Source organism: Bradyrhizobium sp. USDA 4538 (assembly GCF_024171045.1).
GTDB lineage: Bacteria > Pseudomonadota > Alphaproteobacteria > Rhizobiales > Xanthobacteraceae > Bradyrhizobium > Bradyrhizobium australafricanum.
Genome location: NZ_JALJZE010000002.1, coordinates 244,131 through 267,594 on the forward strand (window position 1 = coordinate 244,131; position 23,464 = coordinate 267,594).

The window sequence follows — 23,464 nt, forward strand, 5'->3', positions numbered from 1 at the left end:
ACAGACAGCTACGAGAAGCTGCGCGCCGCCGCATTGCGTGCCGAGTTCACGGCCTGCCCGGGTCTCGCCATTCTTCGTCGACGGGGATTGGCAGCGTGGATCCGAGCACGCGGACAGGAGGTCGATGCCGAGGAGGCCTACCGCGACCATCGGCTCGCACACTCGGCCCTGGACGATCCGTCGCCTGCAACAAGCGACGTCACGCGCCTCATCGCCGGCATCCTCGTCGCCATCGCAATGGAGCCCTTCCATGCCTGAGCTTAAAGTCACCGCCGACCATCTCAAGCGCGACGCCTACCTCTATGTCCGCCAATCGACCCTTCGCCAGGTCGCCGAGCACGGCGAGAGTACCCAGCGCCAATATGGGTTGCGGGACCGAGCAGTTGTGGCCGGCTGGCCGGTCGAGCGCGTCCACGTCATCGATCGCGATCTCGGCAAGTCCGGATCAAGTATGACAGCACGCGACGGCTTCCAGCGACTGGTGAGCGAGGTGGCGCTCGGCAAGGCCGGTATCGTCATGGGACTGGAGGTCTCGCGCCTTGCGCGCAACTCGGCTGACTGGCACCGGCTCATCGAGCTTTGCGCATTGACGGCGACGCTCATCCTTGACGAAGACGGTATCTACGATCCAGCCAGCTTCAACGACCGCCTCCTGCTCGGCCTCAAAGGTACGATGAGCGAGGCCGAGCTGCACATCCTCAAAGCGCGCATGCGTGGCGGTCAGCTCAACAAGGCCCGGCGCGGCGAGCTCGAGATGTGCCCTCCGGTCGGGTTGGTTTACCGGAACGATCGGATCATCGGCCTCGATCCCGACCTCCAGGTGCAGAACGCAATCCGTCTGGTGTTCGATACCTTCGAGCAGACCGGAAGTGCGATGCAGACAGTCCGCTTCTTCCGGGAGCAAGGTTTGCTGTTCCCACGCCGGCTCCGGACAGGGCCGAACAAGGGTGACCTCCTATGGGCTGCGCCGCACCATGCGCGCGTCCTGCAGGTGCTCCACAATCCGCGCTACGCTGGCGCTTTTGCGTATGGCCGAACGCGCATACGGCACCGGCCCGATGGTGGCACCAGTGTCGTCAAGGTTGCCAGGGCCGATTGGCAGTTCGTCATGCCGGGAATGCACCAGGGCTACATCGACTGGGAGCGCTTCGAGGCCAACCAGCGGCGGCTCGCCGACAACGCTCGTGCCTTCGGTGGCGAGCGGCGGTCAGGGCCGGCGCGCGAGGGACCGGCGCTCCTCCAAGGTCGCGTAGTCTGTGGCCTATGTGGCGAACGCATGGGTGTGCGCTACAGCCAGGAGCACGGCCGCACCGTCCCAACCTATCTGTGCCAGGCGAACGTAATACGCTGCGCGGGAGCGACCTGCCAAACGGTTCCCGGGAAGATCGTCGATGCGGCGATCGCGAGCCTGATGATCGAGCTGATGACGCCGATGACGCTGGCCGTCACCCTTGAGGTGCAGCGCGAGCTTGAGGCGCGCGCCGCAGAGACCGACGCTGCGCGTCGCCAGCATGTCGAGCGGATGCGCTATGAAGCCGAGCTTGCGCGTCGACGCTACATGAAGGTCGATCCCGACAACCGACTCGTCGCCGATTCGCTCGAGGCCGAATGGAACGACAAGCTGCGCCGTCATGCCGATGCCGCTGAAGACTACGAGCGCCGGAGCAAACAGCAGGCTGCGGCACTCAGCGCAGAAGCCCAACGACGCATCCTTGACCTCGCCGAGCAGCTTCCGCGGATCTGGCAAGATCCGCGAGTTGACTCCCGTGAGCGCAAGCGCATCGTGCGTCTGCTCATCGACGACGTAACCTTGATCAAGTCGCAAATGATCACGGCCCATGTCCGCCTGTCGGGCGGCGCCACGCGTACCTTGGTGCTCGACCGGCCGCTACCCATCGCCCAGATCCGCAAGTTCAAACCTGAACTCGTCGCCGAGGTTGATCGTCTTCTTGACGATCATTGCGATCGCGAGGTCGCCGAGATTCTCAATAATCACGGCTGGCGTACATGGGAGGCGAAGGCGTTCAATCTGAAGAAGGTTGCCTTCATTCGCGGCGCCTACAAACTCGCGAGCCGATATGAGCGGCTGCGTCGACGTGGTATGCTTACGACGCGCGAGATCGCCGCCAAATTCTGCGTCTCCGAGACAGCCGTACACACGTGGGGTCGCCAGGGGCTCATCATAAAATGCTATACCGACAGTCTGAACCGTGGCCTGTGGGAGGTCCCGCCTGGCATGACGATCCGCAAGGGCTGTGGTGGGCGCGGCGCCCGCTCGGCGCAGCTCACCGCTATCACCGCGCCATCAAAGGAATGAGGTGCAGTATGAAGCGCTCGCCTTGTCGCGCGGACGATACGGCCGCGCCGGCACAATGGCGGTGCGGTAATGGCGGGCGAGATCGGCATAGGTCCGGTTCACCATCGGCTCGTGAAAGCAGGCCCGGGTGATGCCGGCCTTGAGATTGTCGCTGACCGTCTGCCGGGCCACGCCGCCGAAATAGGCAAAGGCGCGGACGTGCGAGGCGATCCAATCCGGCAGGCTCTGGCTGAGGCTGGCCTCGGCGTAGGTGTAGTTCGAGGCGCCGAGCACAGCGACGAAGATCTGCGCGCTGCGCACCTCGCCGGTGAGCCCGTCAACCACCTCCATGGTGTGGCCAGAATAGTCGACGAACAGCTTCTCGCCGGCGACATGAACCTGGCGCAGGGTCGGCTTGAGGCGGCTGGCCCACTCCCTGTAGCGTTCGCAGAACCACGAATAGCTGAAACTGTCGGAGTGGGAGCCGCAATACTCCTCCCACAACAACATCAGCGTGACGTTCCTCCGCCGCAGCTCGCGATGCACGAGCGCCCAATCCGGCTGCGGCCGCTCGTCGCTGGGCAAATCGGACGGTGGCGGAAACAGCCGGCTCTCGAGCCGGACATCGTCATCGAGCTCCGGCGGCAACGGCCAGGTCAGGCCGGCCCGGCGCGTTCGGTTGAGGTACTTGTTGACCGTGCCCTGGGCCAGGCCGAGGCTGCGGGCAATCGCGCGTTGCGACATGCCGACGCTGTGGTGCAGGCGCAAAACTTCGCGAATGTGGCGCATGGACAGTCTCTCTGTCGGCATCTCGATCCTCTGCTGCTGGGCAAAAGACCAAGCTACCTGGGTTGCAGACTGTCAGTGGTGTGCGCCTCGCTGTCCCTGATCACGATCCGCTGGAAATAGCGATCACAATCCCCTGGAATTGGCGATCACGATCCGCTGGAAACGGTGATCACGATGCTCTGGAATGAGTGATCACGATGGCCTGGAATTGGTGATCACGATCGTCTGGAACTCGCACTCGGGAGCTGTCTATGTGTTCCGGGCCAAGCGGGCGGATCGGATCAAGCTGGTGTTCTGGGATGGAACGGGCTTGTGCCTACACCTCCTTCAGCTTCAGTTGAGGGTTTTAGCACCAGTGACGTCGTGAGGGCGGCGGCTCGATCGACAAGACGATTCCATCGGCTGCATTGCTTGCGGGGCAGGTTCGATGTGGGAATCTCGTATAGGCAATAGTGTGCATTGTAGGCATGCCTGGTAACGAGTCCATGTTCAGCCCACCTTGCGAGGGTCGTTTCGTGGATGTTAAGGCGCGCCGCGGCTTCCCGTTTTGTCAGCATTCCGCGATCTCGCAGTCGGTCATAGCGCGAGCGCAAGCCATAGCGATGGACGAGATATGCGACCCGCAAGGCCGTGAAGCGGGTCTCGTGGCGGCCAGGGCGCGCTGATCCACCCGGGCGATATCCTTGCTGGTTGAGAAGTTCGGCAATCTCTGAATAGATGTGTTTGTCGAGGAGCTTGTCGACCAACTCGACGATACCGGGTTGCGTCTTGACCTGCTGCGCGGAAGATTTTGGGCTCATGGTGGTGAGCGTTTGGATTTTGCCGCCCTTGAAGCGAATATGAATTTTGGTGGTTCGTTCCGCCGGCATCTTGATGAGGGTGACATCTTCGATGATGTGGGCGAGCAGCCGTTTGCGTTCACGATCCGGCGTGTCTGGATCTGCCCAAAGCTTTTTGAAGTCGACGGTCATCGCGGTCAGCCGCTCGCGAACAGCTTCATCGAGGAAGAGCTGATCCTGCTCTCGCGCGCGCTCGCGATCGTCGCGGGCTTTGGCCAGCACGCGAAGCTTGTCATTCCATTCGCCGTCGAGCGTGTCGGCGACGAGACGATTATTGGGGTCGACCAACATGAAGCGGCGCTGAGCGAGATCCGCTTCGATTTGAGCCCGTTCGATCGCCCGACAGCGCAGCCGGTCTGCTTCCTCATACCTGGCTTCGATCTCCTTGCGGATGTCGAGCGTCAACTCGACGGCGGCCGGCGTCATCTGTTCGGCAATCAGCATGCCGATGGCTTTATCGATCTGAGGCCCGGCGATTGACTGGCAGTTTGGCTCGCCACGATAGCCGTGAGCGCGATCACAGACGTACCAGGCATCCAGCCGTCCGCGCCGGGCAGTGTAGCGGATGCGAAAATGTTTACCGCATTGCCCGCACACCGCCCGTCCTTGCAGCAGTGCCGTCCCCTCCCGAGGAGGCGATGCGCGCGCCACTTCATATCCTCGACCGTTGGTCTTGAGAATTTTGAGATTCTCCTGGAACTGCTCCCACGTGATGTAGCCGGGATGGGCATCCGGGATACAAGCCAGCCAGTCATCGTGGTCACGCCGCTGCAGAGTCTTCTTACCGTCGATGGTTCGTCGATAGCGCCGGCGTCCATAGGCGTAGGCGCCGGCATACCGCGGATTGTTCAAGACGCGTATCGCCGTTGACGCGGTCAGTGTCCGAAACACCGTGGTCTCGCTGTTGCGCAGACGCGAGGGAAACAGAAGGCCCTCCTTGCGAAAGGCCTTGACGGTCTGGCATGCGGAGCCCACGCGAGAGAACGTGTCGAAGAAATGGACGATTGTCTCCCTGATCTGCGAGTCGGGATCGAACGTCACGTTGCCGGACTGGTCATAGATCAGCCCGGTTGGCAAGACGCAGCGGTACTCGCCGCGCCTGACCTTGTTGAGGATTCCGCCGCGCAGCCTTGCTTTGATCACATGCAGCTCGGCTTCACTCATTGTGCCTTTGAGACCGAGCAGAAGGCGGTCATTGAAGCTTGTCGGATCGTACACGCCATCCTCATCGAGGATAAGGGTGTCGGCCAGTGCGCAGATCTCCAGCAAACGCTGCCAGTCAGCATTGTTCCGCGCCAGGCGGGAGACCTCCAGGCCGGACAAAAGAGGATTGGTGCGGCATTAATCACCTTACATTTGCGGCATAATCATCCTTACGGTTTGCGCGCGATCGCAACGCTGCCCCGTCGGAAAGGCGCTTCACCAGGCTGGCCAGCTCCATCAGGTCGAAAGTACGCAAAAGTGCCCGTCCATGACCCATGACGATCTCTGCGTCCGGGCTCACAAGGTCCGTCCATTGCGGAGGAACCGACCATACGGTCGCGCCGTCGCCCTGCAGCAAGAGGCGTTCGCCATACCGGTTGTATCGTTTGCCGACGCAGAGAAGCTGCCGCCCGAACAATGGGTGGAATGGATGCATCACCCGCACAAACTGCCGCGCTGCATCCGAAGAGTCTGCATTCTCAGTTGAGGTACAAGAGGCTTGAGGATGGGATCTTCCGCTGGCCGAAGATCGAGGACGGTGTGATGCGCCTGTCGGCGGCGCAATTGTCCGCGCTGCTGGAAGGACTCGACTGGCGCCTTGTGCACGAAGCACGGGAAACGCCGGCGCCAGCGCGGCCCGGATAGCTGTTGGCAGTGCTGCGGCGAAGTGAATCAGGAGCGTCGGGCGCGTCGCGAGATGGCGGCGAATATGCTCTGATTTGGGTGTGAAGGACACTCTGCCCGACGATCCCGAGACGCTGAAAGCGATGCTGCTCGCTGAACGGTGCGAGAGCGAACGGCTGCGTCAGATCATCAAGGAAATGCAGCGACACCGGTTTGGCCGTAAGCCTCCGAGGAAAACGCCTTGCGACGGGCTGGCCTGATGGTTGAGAACTGTACGTATGGACAGCCATACGATCAGTGCGCTGAATCGACTCGAAGTGGTGGAGACAGGCCGGCGGCGGCGTTGGTCTGAGGAGGAAAAGGCGCGGATTGTTTTGGAGAGCCTGTCCGAGCCGCGCCTGGTTGCGGCGACAGCGCGGCGATACGGCTTGTCGCGTTCTCTGCTGGTGACTTGGCGAAGAGCCTTCGCGGCGAACCGGACCAAATCCGAGGCTGCCTTCGTCAGGGCAGTTGTGGCCGAGGATGGGCCTGTAGCGTCGATGGCGACGTCATCGGATAGTGCGACAGCCCATTCGACGGAGCGTCGGATTGAGATCGAACTGACCGGCGGGCGGCGCGTCATTGTCGATGCGGGCGTCGACGTCGAGGCGCTTCGCCGGATCATCGAGGCTCTGGATCGGCGATGATCCCGGTTCCTACGGGAGTTCGGGTATGGCTGGCGACGGGCCATACCGACATGCGCAAAGGCTTCGCCTCTTTGGCGTTGCAGGTGCAAGAGCTGCTGCACCGCGATCCGCTGAGTGGTCATTTGTTCTGCTTCCGCGGGCGCCGAGGCGATCTCTTGAAGGTGATCTGGCATGATGGCCAGGGGGCCTGCCTGTTTACGAAGAAGCTGAAGAGAGGTCGTTTTATATAGCCATCGCTGGCGGACGGCGTGGTGTCGATCTCGCAGGCACAGATGAGCTATCTGTTGTCCGGCATCGATTGGCGCAATCCCCAAGAGTCCTGGCGCCCGACGAGCGTGGGCTGAGACTTTGTCATTTGAGGTTGGCAGCGAATGTGATTCCATCTGGTTATGGACTCCAGCGCCGACCTGCCGCCCGATCTTGCTGCCGCGCATGCAATGATTCTGGCCGAGCGCACGGCCAGGCTTGCGGCGGAAGCCAGGCTTGCTGAAGCGGCCAATGCCCAGGCGAAGCAATCGAGCACCGAAGCGCTGATTGCCCATCTCAAGCTCGAGATCGAGAAGCTGCGACGGACGATATATGGGAGCGCGCTCAGAGCGGTCGGCGCGGCTGCTCGATCAGCTGGAGCTTGAGCTTGAGGAACTCGAGGCGGCCGCGACTGAAGATGAACTCGCTGCCGCGAAGGCGGCCGGGAAGACGCAGACGGTGCGTTCGTTTGAGCGCAAGCGGCCGGTGCGCCAGCCCTTTCCCGATGACATCGAGCGAGAGCGCGTGGTCCTGCCGGCCCCGACGCAATGTCCCTGCTGCGGATCGGCCCGGCTGTCGAAGCTCGGTGAAAGCGTGACGTCGACGCTGGAGGAGATCCCACGCCGGTTCAAGGTGATCGACACGGTGCGGGAGAAGTTCAGTTGCCGGGACTGCGAGGCGATCACGAGGACTCTCGCGGATCGGATAAAGCAGATCACAGGCCGTGGCTGAACAAATTCAAGTCGTTCAGAACGTGGTACTTCGCTTTAGATAGATCCTGAAGCCGGCTCTGGTTTCGGAGAAACTGACTCGCCGCTCCGCGATTCTAACCAATTATCAGTCGGCCAAGGTTCAGCCTGGGATCCAGTCGTTCCGGTGGCCGGAGTGCGTAAAAATCGGTGGGTCTTTGCACTTCGATGCGAATCTGACGGACACGTCGGTGTAGGATATGACGGGAAGGAGGTGTTAGTCGATAGGGAAAGCTTTTCGCTTCGATCTGGCCCGGTAGATGTGTGGTTGGCCTCGCTCGTGCAGATCGATGATAGTAGGCGTCAGGCGGTGTTCGCGTCTCCTGAACTCGCGGATTTTCATCGCGCTGAGTTAGAAGATCGGCGATTCCGCTACTTTTCTTATTGGACTCTGAAGGTCTAGCTCGGACGGACATCGCAAAACCTCGCTACCACGATCGTCAAGCGAAGATGAATCGGAGTAGCGCTTGCGGGCCTCTTCGCGTGGAAGAATCAGAGACAATTGGCTACAACTAAAGTCTTCGAAAGACTGGACAGTAGGGGAAAAATGCGTATTCCAAGTACCGCTTGGCCGAAGAGAAGCATTTGCAATCTGCCATCCAACACTGGCAAACGCAAGGGCTATACTGTGGCAAAGCAAGGAACCGCGCAAACACAGAGGCCAGTGGTCTTGGTGTGCCGGTTACACCCAGAAACAGGTCAGGAAGTGCAGACCCCAATGGGATGGGGACTGATACCGCACTACGCTGACGACCGTCCGAGCTTTCAGCCAATGTATGCCCCAGCTGAGATGGTGTCTCAGAAGCGCATATTCCGCGATGCGTACCACAAACGACGATGCATCGTACCCATGAAAGAGTTCTATCAAAAAGATAGACACCGCAAGCGCAAGATAATTGCGCATGAGAAGGGCGACCATTTGTGCTTTGCGGGCATCTGGGAAAACTGGCGCGATCCAGACACGGGCGAGTGGGAGCGTACATTCGCAATACTGACCGTCAAGGCCGACGAACTAATCGCTAGAGTCCACCATCGAATGCCGCTTTTTCTGGATAAGCTCAGTCTCTATCGCTGGATGAGTGCAGACGGTAACCCGCACGATCTCTTGAGCTCTCGACCAGCAACGATTCCTATCGTAGTCTACGATGCGTAATCCAAACTAGCTTGCAACAACCCGCTTTACGATAGTCGGCGACATACCAAACTGTCGAGAAATGGTTGTGATCTTCACGCCTGCCGCAAAGGAGGCTTTTATTGCATTTATTTGCCCCTGCTTCAACGTGAGAGGCTGTTCTTGCTGAGCTTTGCAGGTTGCCACTTCGTCGGTATTGTGCGGCTTATCAGACGTAACTATCCCGCGCTTATGGTCGTTGCCAATCTCTGAGGCTCGCTTTCTACGTCTCTTTTCTTCGGCGACACCGTTGATCAATGTCTCAAACTCTGCTGCAGACAAAAACTTGAGTAATCCTGACAGATTATCTGGCAAGACCACCTTGCTAGTTTGACGCACATCGGACCCAACTTTACCGTCGACCCTTGCGCGGGCGCGCGCATCTTCTGGCGGCGAAGCTCTCTTTGGCATATTCAACACCTCAATCTCTCATCGAGATGTCTAAAAAAAATATCTGCGAGCCCTGCAAAGCAGAATACGGGAGAAGGCACAGAACTCAATTTCATTGTTGTCTACACCGTTCGTTCGCGATTGAGTGCGCTCTGAGTCACCGCTTTTTGGCGTCCGCCTGCTTCGCATGTTCTGCCAGCCTCACTCCGCGAGAGGAGGCACCCACGCCGCGAGATTCATTGTATTCTATCTGTTCAACTTCTGAAGGTCTAGAAACGAGTATAATCTTGCTTGTGACGTAGCCGCGTGGACGAAGAACATCTCCTTGCGGGACGAGTGCGTTTGTCACTAAGCCTTTGCGCTGAAGCGGGTCGTATTGGTCGATCCGCCGGCCGATCCGCAATCAATAAGCAGAACGCTTGGCAGCTCTCCTCGGCCTAAAGCGGACGCTCCGGAGCGAATACGTCCCAGCTCTCATCGTGAAGCCTCGTGTTGCTGACTCCGCTCGATGTTGCCCACCATTCCGGAATGATGTCGCCCCGGTGACGAGACCTCTTCTGACTCCGATACGGTCCCGCCTAACCATGTTAGAGCGCTTACCTATTGATTTTGTTGTTGTTCGCATAATGAAGATTATGGAATACTTTTGAACTTCTTGGAATACGGACGAAGATAACTTCGAATTACTTTAATATACTTTCTTTGATCTTCCGTCCATCCTCGCCGTTTTACGCCGGGTCGCACGTTCGTTCCAAGCATGGCGAATGGCGCTGGACGTAACCACGACGGGTTTTTCGTCTGAGCCAGGTCTCAAGGGCCTCGACGGCCTGGACCATCGAACAGATCGAGCCGCCGACGACCGCGCCCACCGAGACGGCCCCATTCACGCACCAATGCCGTATCGCCAAAGAGGGTCGGCTCGATCGTGAGCACATAGAACCGCGCCATGTTACGAGCCGGATCGCGACGCTCAAGTACGAGATATTGCACGGTGAGTTCGGACATGCGCCAGAATCGCAATTACCGAATCGACCGTCCAATTAAATAAATGAATCGATCCGCGCCAACGATTCAAAAATTTTATGCAGGCAATGTGGCAGTCGCGGTCAGCCTCGCAGTAGGCGGCTTGAGCTGAAGCCCCAAGCTCCAGTCTGACTGAGTGGCAGCGTACTAACTTGCCGCGCGTGCTCGACGGAGATCCCCTCCTCCGACCTCAGGCATTGCGCAAGACTTTCTCGAGCTGCGCGACGAGCTTCGCCCTGTGCTCGGCAGAAAGCTTGTCCAGATTGATCTGCTTCCAGCGCACCGCCGGCAGGTCCGCGGCGCCAGGGACGCCCAGCAGGCTCCAATCGGGCTCGCCGCGCTTAAACCCCAAGAGGAAATCCTTGTGAGCTTGCGGCATTTTTCCCGCGATTTCGGCGATCAGCGTTTCCCGGGCTTCGAGCAACTCGTCCAGGCTTACTTCATCTGCGGTCATGCCCTCGAAGCCGTGCGTGAATTCGTGCTCGATATCCTTGCGACGAGGAACCACGACCTCGGAAATCGGCCTGTCATGGCTGATGAGGTAGACGATGAACGCCTTGCGGAGATCGTCCGTGATGCCTTCGTTGGCGAGCAGATCGCGGACATCGAAGAGGTCGCGCGGATGCTGCCGGTCGAGCGCCGCGACGAGCTTGCCGGCGTATAGATCGGCGAACGAAACGACTTTCATCTGTGCGAAGCCGAATGTTTCTTCGACGCTCGGCGACACGTCACGCGTCTCCGGCTCGAAGACGCGGCCCCTGATCACCGGCGTGACCTCGATCTTGATCTGCGCATCGCCTTTCTGGATGGTCAGCTTGGTGACGATCTTTTCACGAGCGTTGACGACTTCCGTCACCCGCGCGCCCGGCAATCCTTTCCTGATGGCCGCTGCCACGCGCTTCATCGCTGCATCGATCGCGGCAAGAGATTCGGGGCGCGGAGCTACCGGCAGATATGTCAGGTCGATATCGACCGACAGGCGCGGCATGTCGCGGTGGAAGAGATTAATGGCGGTGCCGCCCTTGAGCGCAAAATCGGGTTCCGCCGCGACGAACGGGATCGTCTCGATCAACAAGGCCACTTGATGCCGATATTTTTCAGACAGGGGCATTGAGGTCGTCTGGGATGGTTATGAGATATTTGGTGTCGAGTTTGCCGCCCTTGACGAGCATGCGCTTTCCCGTACCGAGATTGACTTTCGACTTGTCGATCTGTTTGAGCCAGGCGTGCTGATGCCGCTCCGCGAACCAAAAAAAGAGTCGTTTGACCTTGACGCTCTTGCAGTCGTTCAGAAGCGTTTGCAGTCGCCGGGGACTCAGGCTCCTCAAGCCTTCCGCCAGTGCATCGACCTGATGGAAGCTTTCGTGGCGGGGCAATTCGTCGAGCAGTTCGAGGAACGCGCGTTCGGGCGCCGATACCGTGAGAGGCCAGTCGGATGGTCCCGGTATTTCTCGCGTCGTTCCCGACTTTGATCCGGGCAGGCTCACGTGCGTTTTGAATAGACTTTGCGTGCGGTGAACGCGGAATTTCGGTTTGAGCGGCAATTTGCCGAGCCAGCCGGGAGCACGCCGCGTTCCATATAGATGTACGGTCGAAGGGCCCGTCTGGCTCAGGTAGTGGCCGAGGCCTTGCGCTTCGATGGCGGTACGTCCGCCGACGACAAGATCGGAGCCGAGCAGTTGCTGGAGTGAAACGACGACGCTCTGCCAGGAGAGTTCGCCGAGCGGGCGCTTGAAGGTTCCCCGTGCCGGCTGAACCAGCCAGCCAGCCGATACGTATTGGCTGCGCAGGCTGGTGGAATATCCATGCCGTTCCATCCAGGCAGCATCGACCAAAAGTCCCTGCGGGAGGGTTCTTTCGAGCTTGTTTAGCTTTCTTTCGTTTTGCTCAGCCATACTAAGTGAATTAGCATTTTATCAAACCAATCTCAAGGTTTCAGATATATCCATTTTTCGCAGTCAGACTAAGTAAAACTATCACAATACAAACTCACCCCGGATTCAAAATTGACATTCTGTTCCTATTTTGTTCTAATCCAGGTTACCCTCCCGCGAGGCAGCTCGCGCTAACTCGACGTGTCGGTGGAAAACCCGCCGGCGAAGTCGAAATCGACAACGCGTATGTGGACATGAAGCCGAGCGATATCGCAATCGCGCACAGATCATGTTGAATCCGGTTGCAGGGATGATGGGGAGTTCATGAGTTTCAAAGCAACCGGCGCTTCGCACGAGGCGACCCTAAATTGCCCCAACTGCAATCACGAGATCCGGCTGACGCAGTCGCTGGCCGCTCCCCTCCTCGCTGAAACCCGTCAGCGCTTTCAACAGCAGCTGGCCAGCAAAGATGCAGAGATGGAGCGCAAGACAGAGGCACTGCGGCTGGAACGCGAGCAGGTCGCCAAGGACCGCGAGCAAATCGAAGACCACGTTGCGAAGCGATTGACCGCCGAACGTGCCCAGCTGGTCGCGGCCGAAAGCAAGAAGGCGCGAGAGGCGGCCGCAGCCGAGCTGCAGGCGAAGGAAGCGGAAGCCGCGGAGCTGCGAGCCAACCTGCTTACCAACAACGCAAAGCTTGCCGAGGCCCAAAAACAGCAAGCCGAACTGATGCGACAGCAGCGCGAACTCGAAGACGAAAAGCGCGAGCTCGACCTGACAATAGAGAAGCGCGTGCAGGCTTCAATCAGCGAAATCCAGATCAAGGCCAGGCAGGAAGCCGACGAGGCTGCGCGCTTAACGGGCCGCTTCCGTTGTCGTTCAGTCAGGAGCGGCTGTGGATTCTGGACAAGCTGGGTTTGGTCGGGACGGCTTACAACATCCCGGTTTCGGTTCGGCTGAGCGGGGAGGTAAACGTCGACGCCCTGCGTCGAGCGTTGAGCGCATTGGTGGAACGGCACGAGTTGTTGCGGACGCGCTTCGTCCAGGATGAGACGGGTGGAAAGCAGACAATCGACGCCGCCTCTTCCGTGGAGCTTCCCATTGATGACTTGTCTGACCTGGAGCCGGTGCAGCAAGATATCGAAGCGCGGCGACTGATGTCGATCGCGGCGCAGGACAGCTTTGATCTTGCGAAAGGACCGATGTTGAGGAGCCGTTTGCTGCGGTTGACGGCAACCGAGCACATTCTCCTGGTGGTCGTACATCACATCATCTCGGACGGCTGGTCGATGGGCGTTCTGGTCCGGGAGATGGGGGCGCTATATGCGTCATTCTCGCATGGCAAGCCGTCGCAGCTTCCGGAGCTGCCGATTCAGTATGCCGACTACGCGGTTTGGCAGCGCGAGTGGTTGCGCGGCGACGTCCTGGAGCAGCAGGTATCCTACTGGACGAAGCAATTGTCGGGCTCGCCGGCGCTGCTCGAATTGCCGACGGACCGCGTACGGCCGCCGGTGCAGAGCTATCGTGGCGGACGCTGCACAGTCGAACTTTCCAAAGAACTGACGTCGTCGCTCGCCCATTTGGCGCAAGCCGAAGGAGCGACGCTGTTCATGGTGTTGCTGGCGGCGTTTCAGATGCTGCTTGGGCGGTGGGCCAATCAGGATGACGTGGTCGTAGGAACTCCGATCGCCGGCCGTACGCGGCGCGAAGTCGAGGGCTTGATCGGCTTCTTCGTCAACACATTGGCCCTGCGTGGCGATCTGTCGGGCGACCCGACCTTCGTCGAGTTGTTGGCTCGCGTGAAGGAGGTTGCGCTCGGGGCCTTCGCGCACCAAGATCTGCCGTTCGAACGTCTCGTCGAAGTGCTGCAACCCCCCCGCGACCTGAGCCGATCTGCGATCTTCCAGGCATTCTTTGCATTGCAGAACGTGCCGGTCGAGAAGATCAGTCTTCCCGGGCTTCAGCTCGAGGGGCTGCCATTTGACACCGCGACGGCCAAATTCGACCTGTCGCTAAAGGAGACGAAGCTGTGCTTCATCGGGCACGGGCTGATGGAGAACCGCCACGGCTTGCTGGTCGACGCCTGCCTGACGCAGGCCGGTGGGCATGCCGAACGGGTGGCCGCGCTGCACATGATCGAGCCTCGTGCCGATCGACCGACAGCGATCACGCTTGGTGCCGACAAAGCCTACGATGCAGAAGACTTCGTCAACGAGCTGCGCTCGATGAACGTGACGCCGCATGTTGCGCAGAACACCGGCGGCCGTAGCTCTGCGATCGACGGGCGTACGACCCGGCACGGCGGTTATGCTGTCAGCCAGCGCATCCGCAAGCGGATTGAGGAGGCATTCGGCTGGATCAAGACGGTCGCCGGGCAAGAGAAGACCAGATTCCGTGGCCGTGATCGGGTCGGATGGGCCTTTACCTTCGCTGCGGCCGCCTACAATCTGGTGCGGCTGCCCAAGCTGATCGCGGAGACCGGTTGATGGCCAAGGTGCCCGGCTTTGCCACGGCCTTTGCCGGCCGCTGGCGCATCGTCGAAATGGACAACTGGGACAGCGACTTCCTCGATCTTGTCGGAGAGGCGCATCTCACCTTCCGTGGCAAGTCCGATGGCGAAATAGCGTTTGGGGCTCTCAAGGGCTTCCTGGATGCTCGCTACGGCACCCGCGACGGATCGGCCTGCGCCGAGTTCTCATGGGAGGGGCACGACGAGAATGATCCGTCCTGTGGTCGCGGATGGGCCATGATCGGCACTGCGGGCAGGCTCGTTGGCCACTTCTACATCCACAATGGCGACGATTCAGCCTTCGTTTGCGAACGCGGCTGAGTTCTTCAACGGCCTGCTAGTCTTACTGCGTCACAAACGACGATCTGTGTAGTGGTCGAACTTGATCGCACAACAAGGACATCTCGACAGCGTTCGGACGAGCCCATGCTCGAGCCGCCGTCGCATCGTCGCGATCGAGTTTGGAATGTGACGTTGGGTCCGCAGCGGCAGATCCGCGGGGTCTATAATCTGCGGGAAGGCGAGCGAGCGGGATCGGCTGGGCGCGCCGCGCGCCTGAGGGGGGAATCGTCTCCCGCTCGGAGATCAGGAATCCGTAGGCCACAATGCACATCGTTGCGTGATGATGAAAGCCGCGCCAGCCGCGTCCCTGGAAGTGGCCGAGCCCGACCTCCTGCTTGAGGTCCTGATAGTCGCGTTCGATGCGCCAGCGCAATTTAGCCGTCTCAACGAGCGTCCGGAATGCCACATCCTCCGGCATTGTCGAGAGCCAGTATTTGGTAGGCTCGTCCTCGCCTTTCGGCCATTCGATCAGCAACCATTCCTCCAATCGCCGGGTGGTTTGCCAATAATCACGATGCGCGGCACGAACCCGCACGCGGGCAAAGCGCGAGGTCAGCTCTTCGTTCGTTCCTTGCCGCCACGTGATGGTGCGCCAAGCTTGGGCCGGCAGGCCGATCGCGAGCGCCTTCACGGCGGCTGGCTGATGCTGACGGTTGCGGCGCATCAGTTTCGGTGGACGGCCGCGGCCCGACCATGGCTTCGGCGGCAAGGGACCGGTGCCGGGCGCCCATACCGTTGTGCTCGACAGAAGACCCGCCACATAGGTCAATCCCAGCGCCGTGATCTCCGTGCGCAGGTCGCTGTTGTTGCCATAGCCCGCGTCCATCAGCACGACACCACGTGGAAGGTTGCTCGCACAGGCCCACCGCAACTGCTCCAGCGCGATCTCCGGCTTGGTCCGGAAGCCGACTTCGGCGGGAATGCCCACTTTACGCCGCCGATCGCAATCCTCAGTCCATTCCTTCGGAAGATAAAGGCAGTAGGCGACAGGCAGGCTGGCGTGGTGGTTGGCAATCGACAGCGACACCGCCACCTGGCAATTATCCTGCTTGCCGAGCTGCCCGCAATATTGCCGCGCAACTCCAACCGAATGTCGCCCCTGCTTGGGAAATCCGGTATCGTCGATGATCCAGCCTTCGATGGGGCCCTGGCGTTCAATCGCCGGCAGGACCATCTCGCGTACCTTGCTCAGCACCTTCTCATCCGACCAGGCGCCGCTGCCGACGAAATGCAGCAGCGATTGATGCTGGGCCGCCGTCCGCTCCGGAGCCGTCACCGCCGCCATCGGCTCCACGCTCTTGCGACCGCCGCAGGCCATCAGGCCGACGCAATAGTCGCGCAGCGGCGCCTTCCGATCAGCATGACCGATGACACTGGCAAGCCCTTCCAAATACGCCGCAAATCGCTTCTCGCTCGTCCTGGTGCCACGCCCGCTCATGTCGGCCTCATCGGCTAATGGTCCATGCTGCAACCATCGCTGATTCTGGCCGGCTAGAGCCTGCGGTTTTGTGACTCAGTCAGACTAGTGGCCCGGTGCCGCTACTGTTGTTCCCCTCGCTTCGGTGCTTGGACGTTGGCGCCTCGCGATCTTCTACACCAGCCGCCGATCGAGCTCTTCTATCGGCTCCGGTTGGATCGCCACCGTCACCCATACCGCACTCGAAGCACCGACCTCCGGCGGGCCATCGCGGAAGGATCGAAGCAATCATCGCCAAACCGGCACGACGAGCGGATCATCGTCCCGTCAACGTCGATCTCTTTGACTTCGTCTAATACGTTGCCCGCTCATCAGACACGAGAACGAGCATTCGTCTGAGCCGAGCCACGCGACCATCCCGGCGCCTCCTCAGGCCTGGCCGTTATGGCCAAGTGTTCTGAGATGCTGCAGCATCGGCATGCGGCGGGCCACGGGTTATCGCCGTCATTTTGCGGGAAGCCCCATGGAGAGCCCGAGTGATGCCATGTTTTTTACAAATTATATAGATATTTCAATTATATACGAGTTCGCTGTTTTATTCTCGGTCCCAAACCACGAACGTTTTGGAGCGGACTGGGTTTACCGAGGATGGCTGCTCTGAGGGCTTCCTTGCTACCGACGATTTTGACCGATTTGTCGCCGACGATGATCGCTCCGATAAGGGTACGCAAATATGCCTTGCGTGCGGGCGTTTCGCCATTGTCGAGCAGATCTGTCATGAGCTTGCTGAACGCCGCGACCTTGTCCGGGTCGATGTTGGCTGATGGTGAGGCCTGCGCCGCCGCGTGGTCATAGGCTGCCTGAGCCTTCTCGCGATCAGCTTTGAGTTCAACGATCCGCTCGCGAAGAAGATCGTCGAGTTCGACGATACCCTCCTCGATCCCACGATAGAGGCGCTTGAGGCGATCCTCGGCATCAACGACCAGGGATTTCAGCGAGGCAAGGCGACGGTCAACGGCAGCGGTGCGCTCCTGCCGCCGGGCGGCAATTGCGGAAAGCAGCTCGGTCAGGCGCTCGGGCGTGAACATGTTTTCCCGGAGCGCCGTCAGAACCAGATCATCCAGGAACGCCATCCGGATCGTGTTCCCCCCCGACAGGCCGTTGGTCCCTTCTGCGCCCGGCTGGCGCAGGTGTAATAGGCGTAGATGCGCCCCGTACTGGAGGTTCCAGTCCACTGCGTCATTCCCCCGCCGCAACGCGCACATTTGGCCAGTCCGGTCAGGAGGATCGGGCCGGTGACCACGCGCGGGGCTGTGACCTTGGGATTGTTGGCCACAAGGCGGGCCTGGACGCGATCGAACAGATCTTGCTCGACAATGGCGGGCGTTGCGATCTCGACGACTTCCGAGGCGGGCTTCAGTTCGCCGGTCTTGGCCGAACGGACGTTGTATTGCCAGCGGCCGACATAGACGGTGTTGGTCAGGATATGATGCATGGGGCCGACGCCGAAGGTCCCACCCGCCTTGGTCCGGTAGCCCTGGCCGTTGAGCCATTTGACCAGTTGCTTGATACCGAGCGGCGGGGTGCCGGTTTTGGAATCACCCTCCGCATAAAGACGAAAGATTAAGCGGACAGTCTCGGCCTCGACAGGATCAATGGCGAGATGCTTCTTGATCTTCTGCCCGCGTCGTTCAGCCTCGACAATGGTGTAACCGAGCGGAGGCGAGGCACCGTTCCAAAAACCCTGCTTGGCATTCTCCTTCATCGCCCTGGTTACGTTCTTGTCATTTTCCTTCGAGGTGTATTCATCGAAGATGCCGATGATCTGGCGCATCATCTCCTGCGACGGATCGGTGCCGGTCGGTTGCGTCATCGAGACGACCTCGACGCCGTGACGGCGAAGCTTACGGATCGTCAGTTCCATCGTGGCCCCGTCGCGAAAAAACCGCGAAAAGGAGTGCACGACGATCACGTCATAGGGATGATCTGCATCGCAGGCACGTTCCAGCATCGCCTGAAACACGGGCCGCCGATCGTCAGTCGCGCTTGCTCCAGGCTCCACATACTCATCGACGACAGTCCAACCGTTCGCCAGACAATGCCGCGTGGTCAGGTCGCGCTGCGAGGGGATCGAAACCTCGCCCTCCGCCTGCTTGCCGGTCGAGACACGCAAATAGACGGCGGCTCTCAATGGCGCGAGGCGTTCCGTTGCGGCAAGACTTGTTCTTGATTGCAACTTCCGAGTCATTGACGACTCTCTACGGTCCCGCGCGATTTTGTCTGATTGCGCTGTTTCAATCTTACTATTGATACGGGCGGCGACGTCACGCCGCCATCATGTCGAATTCGACATGCACGCGGTCATAGGGAAATTCCACGCCCCCACTTTCCGTCCGCTCCAAAATCCCCGCGCCCAGTAGCAGCGTCACGTCGGAGTGGACCCCCTTGAAGTCGCGATCGACCCGACGTGCGACTTCCCGGATCGTCAGCGGGCCGGCTCCGGTCATAACGCGCACAATTTCCATGCGCTTGGGCGCCAGCACCCGCCAAAGATCGCTGACGCTCTCGAACGAAATTCGGTCGTCACCAGCCTTACGCTGCCCGTGCGCAGTCGCCAGGATGCGGCGCGTCAGGTCGTTTTGTGTCTCGACACCCAGGATAACCGTCCGCATGCTCTATCTCCGTTTATTCACGTCGCGCCAAAAATCCGCCAGCAGCCGCTCCAGCCCACGAAACGCATAAGGGCTTTCCTTGCCATCCAGGTGGCGATGATCGCCCTTGCCGCGCTCATTGTCGTAACGCACGCGGCAGACGCCGTTGACCACATAGGCGAGCCGGTATTTGTAGCTGTGCGGACTGCCCGAGACGGGCTCGGGAACTTCCCACACAACCAGCTCTGCAAAGCCGGGGCTGACGACAAGCCGGGTTCGCGTGATTTTACGTGCTTTGGCCACTGATGGAATATTTTACATCAAACGGATCGTGATGTCAATGAATACATCAACGCCTGACAATTCCGACGGATTTGTTTGTTTTCCGCGAGTGGAAGCATCGCCGTCCTGGGTAGTCATGCTGACCATCGAGCATCATCCGCTCAGCGGCCATACTATTCTTACATATTTTTCCCAAAAATGGAAACGCCTTCTTCCATTTTTGGGAAGTCTGCGCTAGTATTCGCTCATGCTGGTGATCGGCACGGACATTGTTGAACGATATTTCGCCGAACGGTCCGGTCATCGGGGCATCGATGCGGCGCGCGCTCAATACAGGGCGTGGTTGGCGATTGCGGAAGCTTCGGAGTGGCGGACGCCGCAGGACGTGAAGCGTTCGCACCCCAAGGCAAGCATTCTGAAAGGCGGACACGTGGTATTCAACATCAAGGCCAATGACTATCGGCTCATCGCCCTGGTGCAATATCGTGATGGCGTGTTGATGATCCGCTTTTTCGGCAGTCATGAAGAGTATGACAGGGTGGATGTGGAGACGGTGTGATGAAGGCAACTTTGATCATTATCCAGAACCAGGCCGATCATGAGGCGGCCAAGGCGCTTGTCGGCAAATTGATGCAATCGAGCGAGACCGCCGATCGTGCGCGCATGGTGGCGCAGGTGCGCCTTATCGAGGCGTATGAGCGTGCGCGCTGGCCGCGCAAAGCGCCGCCACTGCCTGATTTGCTGACCTATCTTGTGGAACAACATGGTTTGACGCGTGCTGATCTTGTGCCGCTTCTGGGGACTGCGAGCCGCGTCAGTGAAGTCATGTCCGGCAAGCGCGAATTGAGCATGACGATGGTGAAGCGCCTGCGGGAGCGTTTCCATATTCCGGCAGATGTGTTGATTTCGGCAAGCGAGAGTGTCGCGGCCTAGGGGGACAGGGAAGCGGGCGCGCTTTGCCGAAGCAGAGCGTGCGCCGGCTTGATGGGACGTCGCGTTTCCCATTGGCATCATCCCCGCCTCCGTATCGGTGAGTTTATCGGCTCATCGGGCTTGGCGATGTCGCCTTGCGGTCGATGAGTCCCCTCAAACAGTCCATCCAGATGTCTGCCCAGATACGCCTCCAGTACCTGGACCTCGGCATCGGTTACGCGAAGGGCGCGGTCGATCGCGAGCTCGACCGACCAGTCGGCCTCCTTGTCCAGATTTCTTCGCCGCGCCGCCGCCGGCCGGCGCGGCGGACGTGTCACTTTCCGCTCAACGGCCATGGTCCAGTTCGCGGTCACGCGTACGCGTTCTGGACGGCGGGGCAGATCGAATGGCCTCCCGGGCTGTTAGCGATTTTGCGGGCGGCTGCGTCGCCTGATCCATCGCTTGCCGGCTAAGGGGGCGACCGACCTGCTTCGCAGGGAGAGCGGTCTGTTGGATCACGGCAAGCCCTGCAGCCGAACTTGGATTGTCCTGTGGGAGTGTACGTGGGCGCAATGTCAACCGGCCCCACCCCACTTGACGGTCACGCCCCTGAGACTACCGGATCATCCTTTTCGTTGCCGATTTCCGCGTTGGCGTATCATCAAGACCGAGAAGATCAACCCAAACATTGATCTTAATGGCTCCCCCTTCAAATTGCAGACTGAGAATGAAAAATGGACGAACCCTTCTATGCTTGACGGATATAAGCAAGAAGTGCCGCTACGCGCTCTAATAAGTTCGAGCGGCATGATGGGTTACTACGGGTGTGTAATCGTGTAATCGTCGAAGAATCGCCAACGTACCTAGCAAAGACCGAGCAGTCCGCACGCCCTGTGGAATCGCAACTAGTCGTGCTTTCGGCGCACGCGACGAAGGGGCTCCACGTTAGAGCTTACCAATTGCACCGTTTCTTGAGCCAGAATCCTCAAACGAATTTGGCTGATCTAGCCTATACGCTTCAAATCGGTCGGGAACCGATGCCCCTACGTTGGGCGACGATCGTAAATTCGGTCGATCAATTGTTGGAAATTCTAAACAGCTACTTGAACCCAAAAGATGGCTCCGGCGAATACCCAGCAGAAGTCTTGGTATCAAAATCCGTCTCGCCGTCACTCTCGCTAAGGACCTTTGTAGACAAAGACGCTGAGGCATTGATCCTTAACAAGTACCTCGTCGACAGGAATCTAGGTAGACTCGGGCTTCTTTGGGTACACGGAGTCACGATTCCATGGGCGAAACTGCACGCACTAGAGCATTTTCCACATGATGTGGATCATCTGGTGTATCCAGCATGCCTAAAGTAGTTGGCACACATCTGCGGCGCAAACGACTTGACGAGTTTGCCGATGAGTTTGAGCAGGGCTTGGACCGTGCGGGTGGCGCCTTTGCGCAGCGCAGCTTTCAACCGGGAGAAGGCCTGTTCGATCGGATTGAGGTCGGGCGAGTAGGCCGGCAGATAACGCACGCGGGCGCCGACAGCCTCGATCGCCTCGCGGACACCGGCGATCTTGTGAGTGCGCAAGTTGTCCATGAAGACGATGTCGCCCTTGCGCAAGGTCGGCGCCAGGACTTGCTCGACATAAGCCAGGAACGAGGGCCCATCCATTGCACCGTCGATGACATAGGGCGCCGTGAGGCCATCGATGCGCAGCGCGGCGACAAGCGTCAGCGTCTTCCAGTGACCATGGGGCACGCCAGAGACGAGGCGCTCACCGCGAGGAGAGCGCCCATAGTGCCGGACCATCTTCGTCGTGACCGCAGTCTCGTCGATAAAGATGAGGCGCGGTGCACGCAGCTTGGGCTGCTCGGCTTTCAGCGCGGCACGCTCGGCAGCGACGTCAGGTCGATCCTGCTCGGCGGCGTGCAGTGTTTTTTTTGAAGGTGATGCTGTGACGGTCGAAGAAACGCCAGATCGAACCGATGCCGGCCTTTTGCTTTCTCTGAGAGCGCAGACGCGCGCGGATCTCCTCGAGCGTCAGGTCCGGCTCCGCGGCGATCAGCTCGATCAGCCACTGCTTGTGCTGCTCCAACGGCGAGCGGCTGTGCCCGGTGCCGGGCTTGGCCTCAACGTTTCCGGTCTTCCTCCAACGATCCATCCATCGGATCGTAGTCGAAGCGCCGAGATTGAGAATGCGCGCAGCCTCACGTGCGCTTTCGCCGGACTCAACAAGCTCAACCGCACGCACCCTGAGGTCCTTGGAGTATCCCTTCGCCATCGCATGCCCCGCATGTTGTCGCGGGCAACACCGAATCTGATTTGCGTGCCCGTGGGAATCCCCTTTGACTGTTCCGATTCACCTCAACTGGAAACCGCTCTAGCTAGACAGTCCTGCGACCTTTAGCACCGAGGCACCTGGACATACGTCACAGGCCCCCGGCCAATAGGTCAGAGGATCCTGATGCCGTCTCGGCCGGCACCAACCGCTAGACAGAGGTTTCCACACCTCCGGGCAGTGCGTACTGCCCTGTGATTCCTTATAGATCGATCGGGGGCCTGACGCCAGCCGTAGAGAATATGGCGAATTCAATCAAACCGGCTCAGTCTGAGCCGGCCAACAGCCGACCGAGATGAAAGGCGAGCCGGATGATTGACGGCGTGCGACACATGCAGATGAGCATCGGAAAAGAGTCCCCCGCGCCGGAACAGAGTTGGCTGGATCGCCGAGCGCCTGCATCTGAGCATTACGGAGCTGACGGGCGATAACGCTGCTTTGCAGCTCCCCTACACCGGGCCTGGCTGTCCAGCCCCCGATCGTCGCGTCCGGAGGTCGGCCTATTTCGGTTTGCTGACACCAATGCCGCTCAGATCGATCCGGATGCCCGCCTTGTTTGGATTGTCCGGCTCCTGCGGGGTCCCATTGACCGGACCGCTCGCGGACCTCGCCGCGTCATTCCCGTCCACGGGCTCGTCCCCAGAGTCGGGCTGAGGCTTGCGGGCTGGCAGGCTGCCGGGATCGGGCTCGTCGAATATATACCGCCCGTCGAAATAACCGGTCTTCCAGGCGTCGATGGCATCGCCGAACGCCTCGTCGACCGGTCCGCCATACCACTTCGTAACGATGCGATAGACTTTGCCGAAGAGTGCGGTTCCCATCCTGAGATTGGCACAGGCATCGACCAGATCTGGTTTGAGTTCGGCGACATCGTTGATGCCGAGTCCGGCCGGATATTGGGTTACGCCGACCCGGACCATAGCCTGACCGACGTAACGGCGGACCAACTCCATGGCGTCATCTGGCGTCTTGGGCGGTGCCACGAGGATGACGCGGTTTCCGGCGCGGATGGTGACGGCGAGCGGATCGGGCGATCCGACCGCGCCGATGAACTTCTCGATGATCGCAGGCTTCAGACCCGGATCGGCACATTGATGAATGGTGGCGGCATCGATCATGATGAACCCC

Annotated in this window: 28 protein-coding genes and 3 pseudogenes; 16 read left to right on the forward strand and 15 right to left on the reverse strand. The window is 59.8% G+C overall.

Features of this window, described 5'->3' with window-relative positions:
- Positions 1-87 precede the first annotated feature (87 nt).
- Positions 88-258, forward strand: coding sequence for a hypothetical protein (locus tag J2R78_RS42435; RefSeq protein WP_253603673.1), 171 nt, complete (start codon positions 88-90; stop codon positions 256-258).
- Positions 251-2,317 (forward strand): recombinase family protein, encoded by a 2,067-nt coding sequence (locus J2R78_RS42440; RefSeq protein WP_253610612.1) that lies wholly within the window; start codon positions 251-253, stop codon positions 2,315-2,317. The genes J2R78_RS42435 and J2R78_RS42440 overlap by 8 nt, the downstream gene beginning before the upstream one ends.
- Here J2R78_RS42440 and istA read toward each other — a convergent pair.
- Positions 2,306-3,085: an IS21 family transposase gene (istA, locus tag J2R78_RS42445; RefSeq protein WP_253610185.1), complete on the reverse strand. Its 780-nt coding sequence runs from the start codon at positions 3,083-3,085 to the stop codon at positions 2,306-2,308. The genes J2R78_RS42440 and istA overlap by 12 nt on opposite strands.
- A gap of 184 nt (positions 3,086-3,269) precedes the next feature.
- On the opposite strand from istA, the gene tnpB (J2R78_RS45510) reads away from it, so the two are divergent.
- The gene (gene tnpB, locus J2R78_RS45510; RefSeq protein ID WP_375167151.1) at positions 3,270-3,452 is read left to right on the forward strand and encodes an IS66 family insertion sequence element accessory protein TnpB; all 183 of its coding nucleotides are present in this window, start codon (positions 3,270-3,272) and stop codon (positions 3,450-3,452) included.
- Here the strand turns inward: tnpB (J2R78_RS45510) and J2R78_RS42450 are convergent.
- Together J2R78_RS42450 and J2R78_RS45515 are read right to left on the reverse strand one after the other, a co-directional pair.
- Positions 3,367-5,247: a recombinase family protein gene (locus J2R78_RS42450; protein WP_253610184.1), complete on the reverse strand. Its 1,881-nt coding sequence runs from the start codon at positions 5,245-5,247 to the stop codon at positions 3,367-3,369. The genes tnpB (J2R78_RS45510) and J2R78_RS42450 overlap by 86 nt on opposite strands.
- Positions 5,248-5,269: 22 nt before the next feature.
- On the reverse strand, positions 5,270-5,563 hold the full coding sequence (locus J2R78_RS45515) for a DUF5372 family protein (RefSeq protein WP_375167152.1): 294 nt from the start codon (positions 5,561-5,563) through the stop codon (positions 5,270-5,272).
- Here J2R78_RS45515 and tnpB (J2R78_RS42455) point away from each other — a divergent pair.
- The 6 genes and pseudogenes from tnpB (J2R78_RS42455) to J2R78_RS42480 all read left to right on the forward strand — a co-directional run bounded on the left by tnpB (J2R78_RS42455) (position 5,554) and on the right by J2R78_RS42480 (position 8,585).
- A complete protein-coding gene (gene tnpB / locus J2R78_RS42455; protein ID WP_253610183.1) occupies positions 5,554-5,772 on the forward strand; it encodes a transposase in 219 nt (72 codons plus the stop codon). The genes J2R78_RS45515 and tnpB (J2R78_RS42455) overlap by 10 nt on opposite strands.
- An 80-nt stretch (positions 5,773-5,852) precedes the next feature.
- A complete protein-coding gene (locus tag J2R78_RS42460; protein WP_253610182.1) occupies positions 5,853-6,011 on the forward strand; it encodes a hypothetical protein in 159 nt (52 codons plus the stop codon).
- A gap of 18 nt (positions 6,012-6,029) precedes the next feature.
- Positions 6,030-6,437: a transposase gene (locus J2R78_RS42465; RefSeq protein ID WP_253610181.1), complete on the forward strand. Its 408-nt coding sequence runs from the start codon at positions 6,030-6,032 to the stop codon at positions 6,435-6,437.
- Complete coding sequence (gene tnpB / locus J2R78_RS42470) at positions 6,434-6,667, forward strand: IS66 family insertion sequence element accessory protein TnpB (protein WP_375167153.1); 234 nt, start codon at positions 6,434-6,436, stop codon at positions 6,665-6,667. The genes J2R78_RS42465 and tnpB (J2R78_RS42470) overlap by 4 nt, the downstream gene beginning before the upstream one ends.
- Positions 6,668-6,826: 159 nt before the next feature.
- A pseudogene (locus J2R78_RS42475) lies at positions 6,827-7,373 on the forward strand (IS66 family transposase zinc-finger binding domain-containing protein); the annotation flags it as partial.
- Positions 7,374-7,979: 606 nt separating this feature from the next.
- On the forward strand, positions 7,980-8,585 hold the full coding sequence (locus J2R78_RS42480; protein ID WP_253610180.1) for an SOS response-associated peptidase: 606 nt from the start codon (positions 7,980-7,982) through the stop codon (positions 8,583-8,585).
- A 6-nt stretch (positions 8,586-8,591) separates the two neighbouring features.
- Here the strand turns inward: J2R78_RS42480 and J2R78_RS42485 are convergent, their stop codons facing one another.
- From J2R78_RS42485 to J2R78_RS42500, 4 genes are all read right to left on the reverse strand, one after another.
- The gene (locus tag J2R78_RS42485) at positions 8,592-9,020 is read right to left on the reverse strand and encodes a hypothetical protein (RefSeq protein ID WP_253610179.1); all 429 of its coding nucleotides are present in this window, start codon (positions 9,018-9,020) and stop codon (positions 8,592-8,594) included.
- A 783-nt stretch (positions 9,021-9,803) separates the two neighbouring features.
- A complete protein-coding gene (locus tag J2R78_RS42490; protein ID WP_309145056.1) occupies positions 9,804-9,998 on the reverse strand; it encodes a WGR domain-containing protein in 195 nt (64 codons plus the stop codon).
- A gap of 208 nt (positions 9,999-10,206) precedes the next feature.
- Entirely contained in the window at positions 10,207-11,127 is a 921-nt protein-coding gene (locus J2R78_RS42495) for a nucleotidyl transferase AbiEii/AbiGii toxin family protein (RefSeq protein WP_253610178.1), read from the reverse strand.
- Entirely contained in the window at positions 11,114-11,911 is a 798-nt protein-coding gene (locus J2R78_RS42500) for a type IV toxin-antitoxin system AbiEi family antitoxin (RefSeq protein WP_253610177.1), read from the reverse strand. Before J2R78_RS42500 ends, J2R78_RS42495 begins: the two co-directional genes overlap by 14 nt.
- Positions 11,912-12,214: 303 nt before the next feature.
- Between J2R78_RS42500 and J2R78_RS42505 the strand changes: the two genes are divergently transcribed.
- The 4 genes and pseudogenes from J2R78_RS42505 to J2R78_RS42520 all read left to right on the forward strand — a co-directional run bounded on the left by J2R78_RS42505 (position 12,215) and on the right by J2R78_RS42520 (position 14,720).
- Positions 12,215-12,850 (forward strand): hypothetical protein, encoded by a 636-nt coding sequence (locus J2R78_RS42505; RefSeq protein WP_253610176.1) that lies wholly within the window; start codon positions 12,215-12,217, stop codon positions 12,848-12,850.
- Positions 12,808-13,848: pseudogene (locus tag J2R78_RS42510) on the forward strand (condensation domain-containing protein); the annotation flags it as partial. The gene J2R78_RS42505 and the pseudogene J2R78_RS42510, both read left to right, overlap by 43 nt.
- Before the next feature lie 57 nt (positions 13,849-13,905).
- A pseudogene (locus tag J2R78_RS42515) lies at positions 13,906-14,376 on the forward strand (transposase); the annotation flags it as partial.
- Entirely contained in the window at positions 14,376-14,720 is a 345-nt protein-coding gene (locus J2R78_RS42520; RefSeq protein ID WP_141343480.1) for a hypothetical protein, read from the forward strand. The pseudogene J2R78_RS42515 and the gene J2R78_RS42520, both read left to right, overlap by 1 nt.
- Before the next feature lie 22 nt (positions 14,721-14,742).
- On the opposite strand, the gene J2R78_RS42525 is transcribed toward J2R78_RS42520, so the two are convergent.
- The 5 genes from J2R78_RS42525 to J2R78_RS42545 all read right to left on the reverse strand — a co-directional run bounded on the left by J2R78_RS42525 (position 14,743) and on the right by J2R78_RS42545 (position 19,112).
- Positions 14,743-16,179 (reverse strand): IS701 family transposase, encoded by a 1,437-nt coding sequence (locus J2R78_RS42525; protein WP_253610175.1) that lies wholly within the window; start codon positions 16,177-16,179, stop codon positions 14,743-14,745.
- A 554-nt stretch (positions 16,180-16,733) separates the two neighbouring features.
- Positions 16,734-17,291, reverse strand: coding sequence for a hypothetical protein (locus J2R78_RS42530; protein WP_253610174.1), 558 nt, complete (start codon positions 17,289-17,291; stop codon positions 16,734-16,736).
- A complete protein-coding gene (locus J2R78_RS42535; protein ID WP_253610173.1) occupies positions 17,264-18,406 on the reverse strand; it encodes a recombinase family protein in 1,143 nt (380 codons plus the stop codon). Before J2R78_RS42535 ends, J2R78_RS42530 begins: the two co-directional genes overlap by 28 nt.
- Positions 18,407-18,482: 76 nt before the next feature.
- The gene (locus tag J2R78_RS42540) at positions 18,483-18,830 is read right to left on the reverse strand and encodes a transcriptional regulator (RefSeq protein ID WP_253610172.1); all 348 of its coding nucleotides are present in this window, start codon (positions 18,828-18,830) and stop codon (positions 18,483-18,485) included.
- Between the two features lie 3 nt (positions 18,831-18,833).
- Complete coding sequence (locus tag J2R78_RS42545; RefSeq protein WP_253610171.1) at positions 18,834-19,112, reverse strand: DUF6516 family protein; 279 nt, start codon at positions 19,110-19,112, stop codon at positions 18,834-18,836.
- A gap of 226 nt (positions 19,113-19,338) precedes the next feature.
- Between J2R78_RS42545 and J2R78_RS42550 the strand changes: the two genes are divergently transcribed.
- A complete protein-coding gene (locus J2R78_RS42550; protein WP_253610170.1) occupies positions 19,339-19,650 on the forward strand; it encodes a type II toxin-antitoxin system HigB family toxin in 312 nt (103 codons plus the stop codon).
- The gene (locus J2R78_RS42555) at positions 19,650-20,024 is read left to right on the forward strand and encodes a type II toxin-antitoxin system HigA family antitoxin (protein WP_253610169.1); all 375 of its coding nucleotides are present in this window, start codon (positions 19,650-19,652) and stop codon (positions 20,022-20,024) included. Before J2R78_RS42550 ends, J2R78_RS42555 begins: the two co-directional genes overlap by 1 nt.
- A 77-nt stretch (positions 20,025-20,101) precedes the next feature.
- On the opposite strand, the gene J2R78_RS42560 is transcribed toward J2R78_RS42555, so the two are convergent.
- Positions 20,102-20,377: a hypothetical protein gene (locus J2R78_RS42560; protein WP_253610168.1), complete on the reverse strand. Its 276-nt coding sequence runs from the start codon at positions 20,375-20,377 to the stop codon at positions 20,102-20,104.
- A gap of 537 nt (positions 20,378-20,914) precedes the next feature.
- Between J2R78_RS42560 and J2R78_RS45520 the strand changes: the two genes are divergently transcribed.
- The gene (locus tag J2R78_RS45520) at positions 20,915-21,367 is read left to right on the forward strand and encodes a hypothetical protein (protein WP_375167154.1); all 453 of its coding nucleotides are present in this window, start codon (positions 20,915-20,917) and stop codon (positions 21,365-21,367) included.
- Here the strand turns inward: J2R78_RS45520 and J2R78_RS42565 are convergent.
- Together J2R78_RS42565 and J2R78_RS42570 are read right to left on the reverse strand one after the other, a co-directional pair.
- Positions 21,337-22,279, reverse strand: a protein-coding gene (locus J2R78_RS42565; RefSeq protein WP_141343507.1) for an IS630 family transposase whose coding sequence is annotated in 2 segments (ribosomal slippage) — positions 21,337-21,939 and positions 21,941-22,279 — 942 coding nt in all. Because the reading frame shifts where the segments join, the coding sequence is not laid out codon by codon here. The two genes, J2R78_RS45520 and J2R78_RS42565, sit on opposite strands and share 31 nt — an antisense overlap.
- A 557-nt stretch (positions 22,280-22,836) precedes the next feature.
- Positions 22,837-23,454, reverse strand: coding sequence for a TraH family protein (locus J2R78_RS42570; RefSeq protein ID WP_253610167.1), 618 nt, complete (start codon positions 23,452-23,454; stop codon positions 22,837-22,839).
- Positions 23,455-23,464 lie beyond the last annotated feature (10 nt).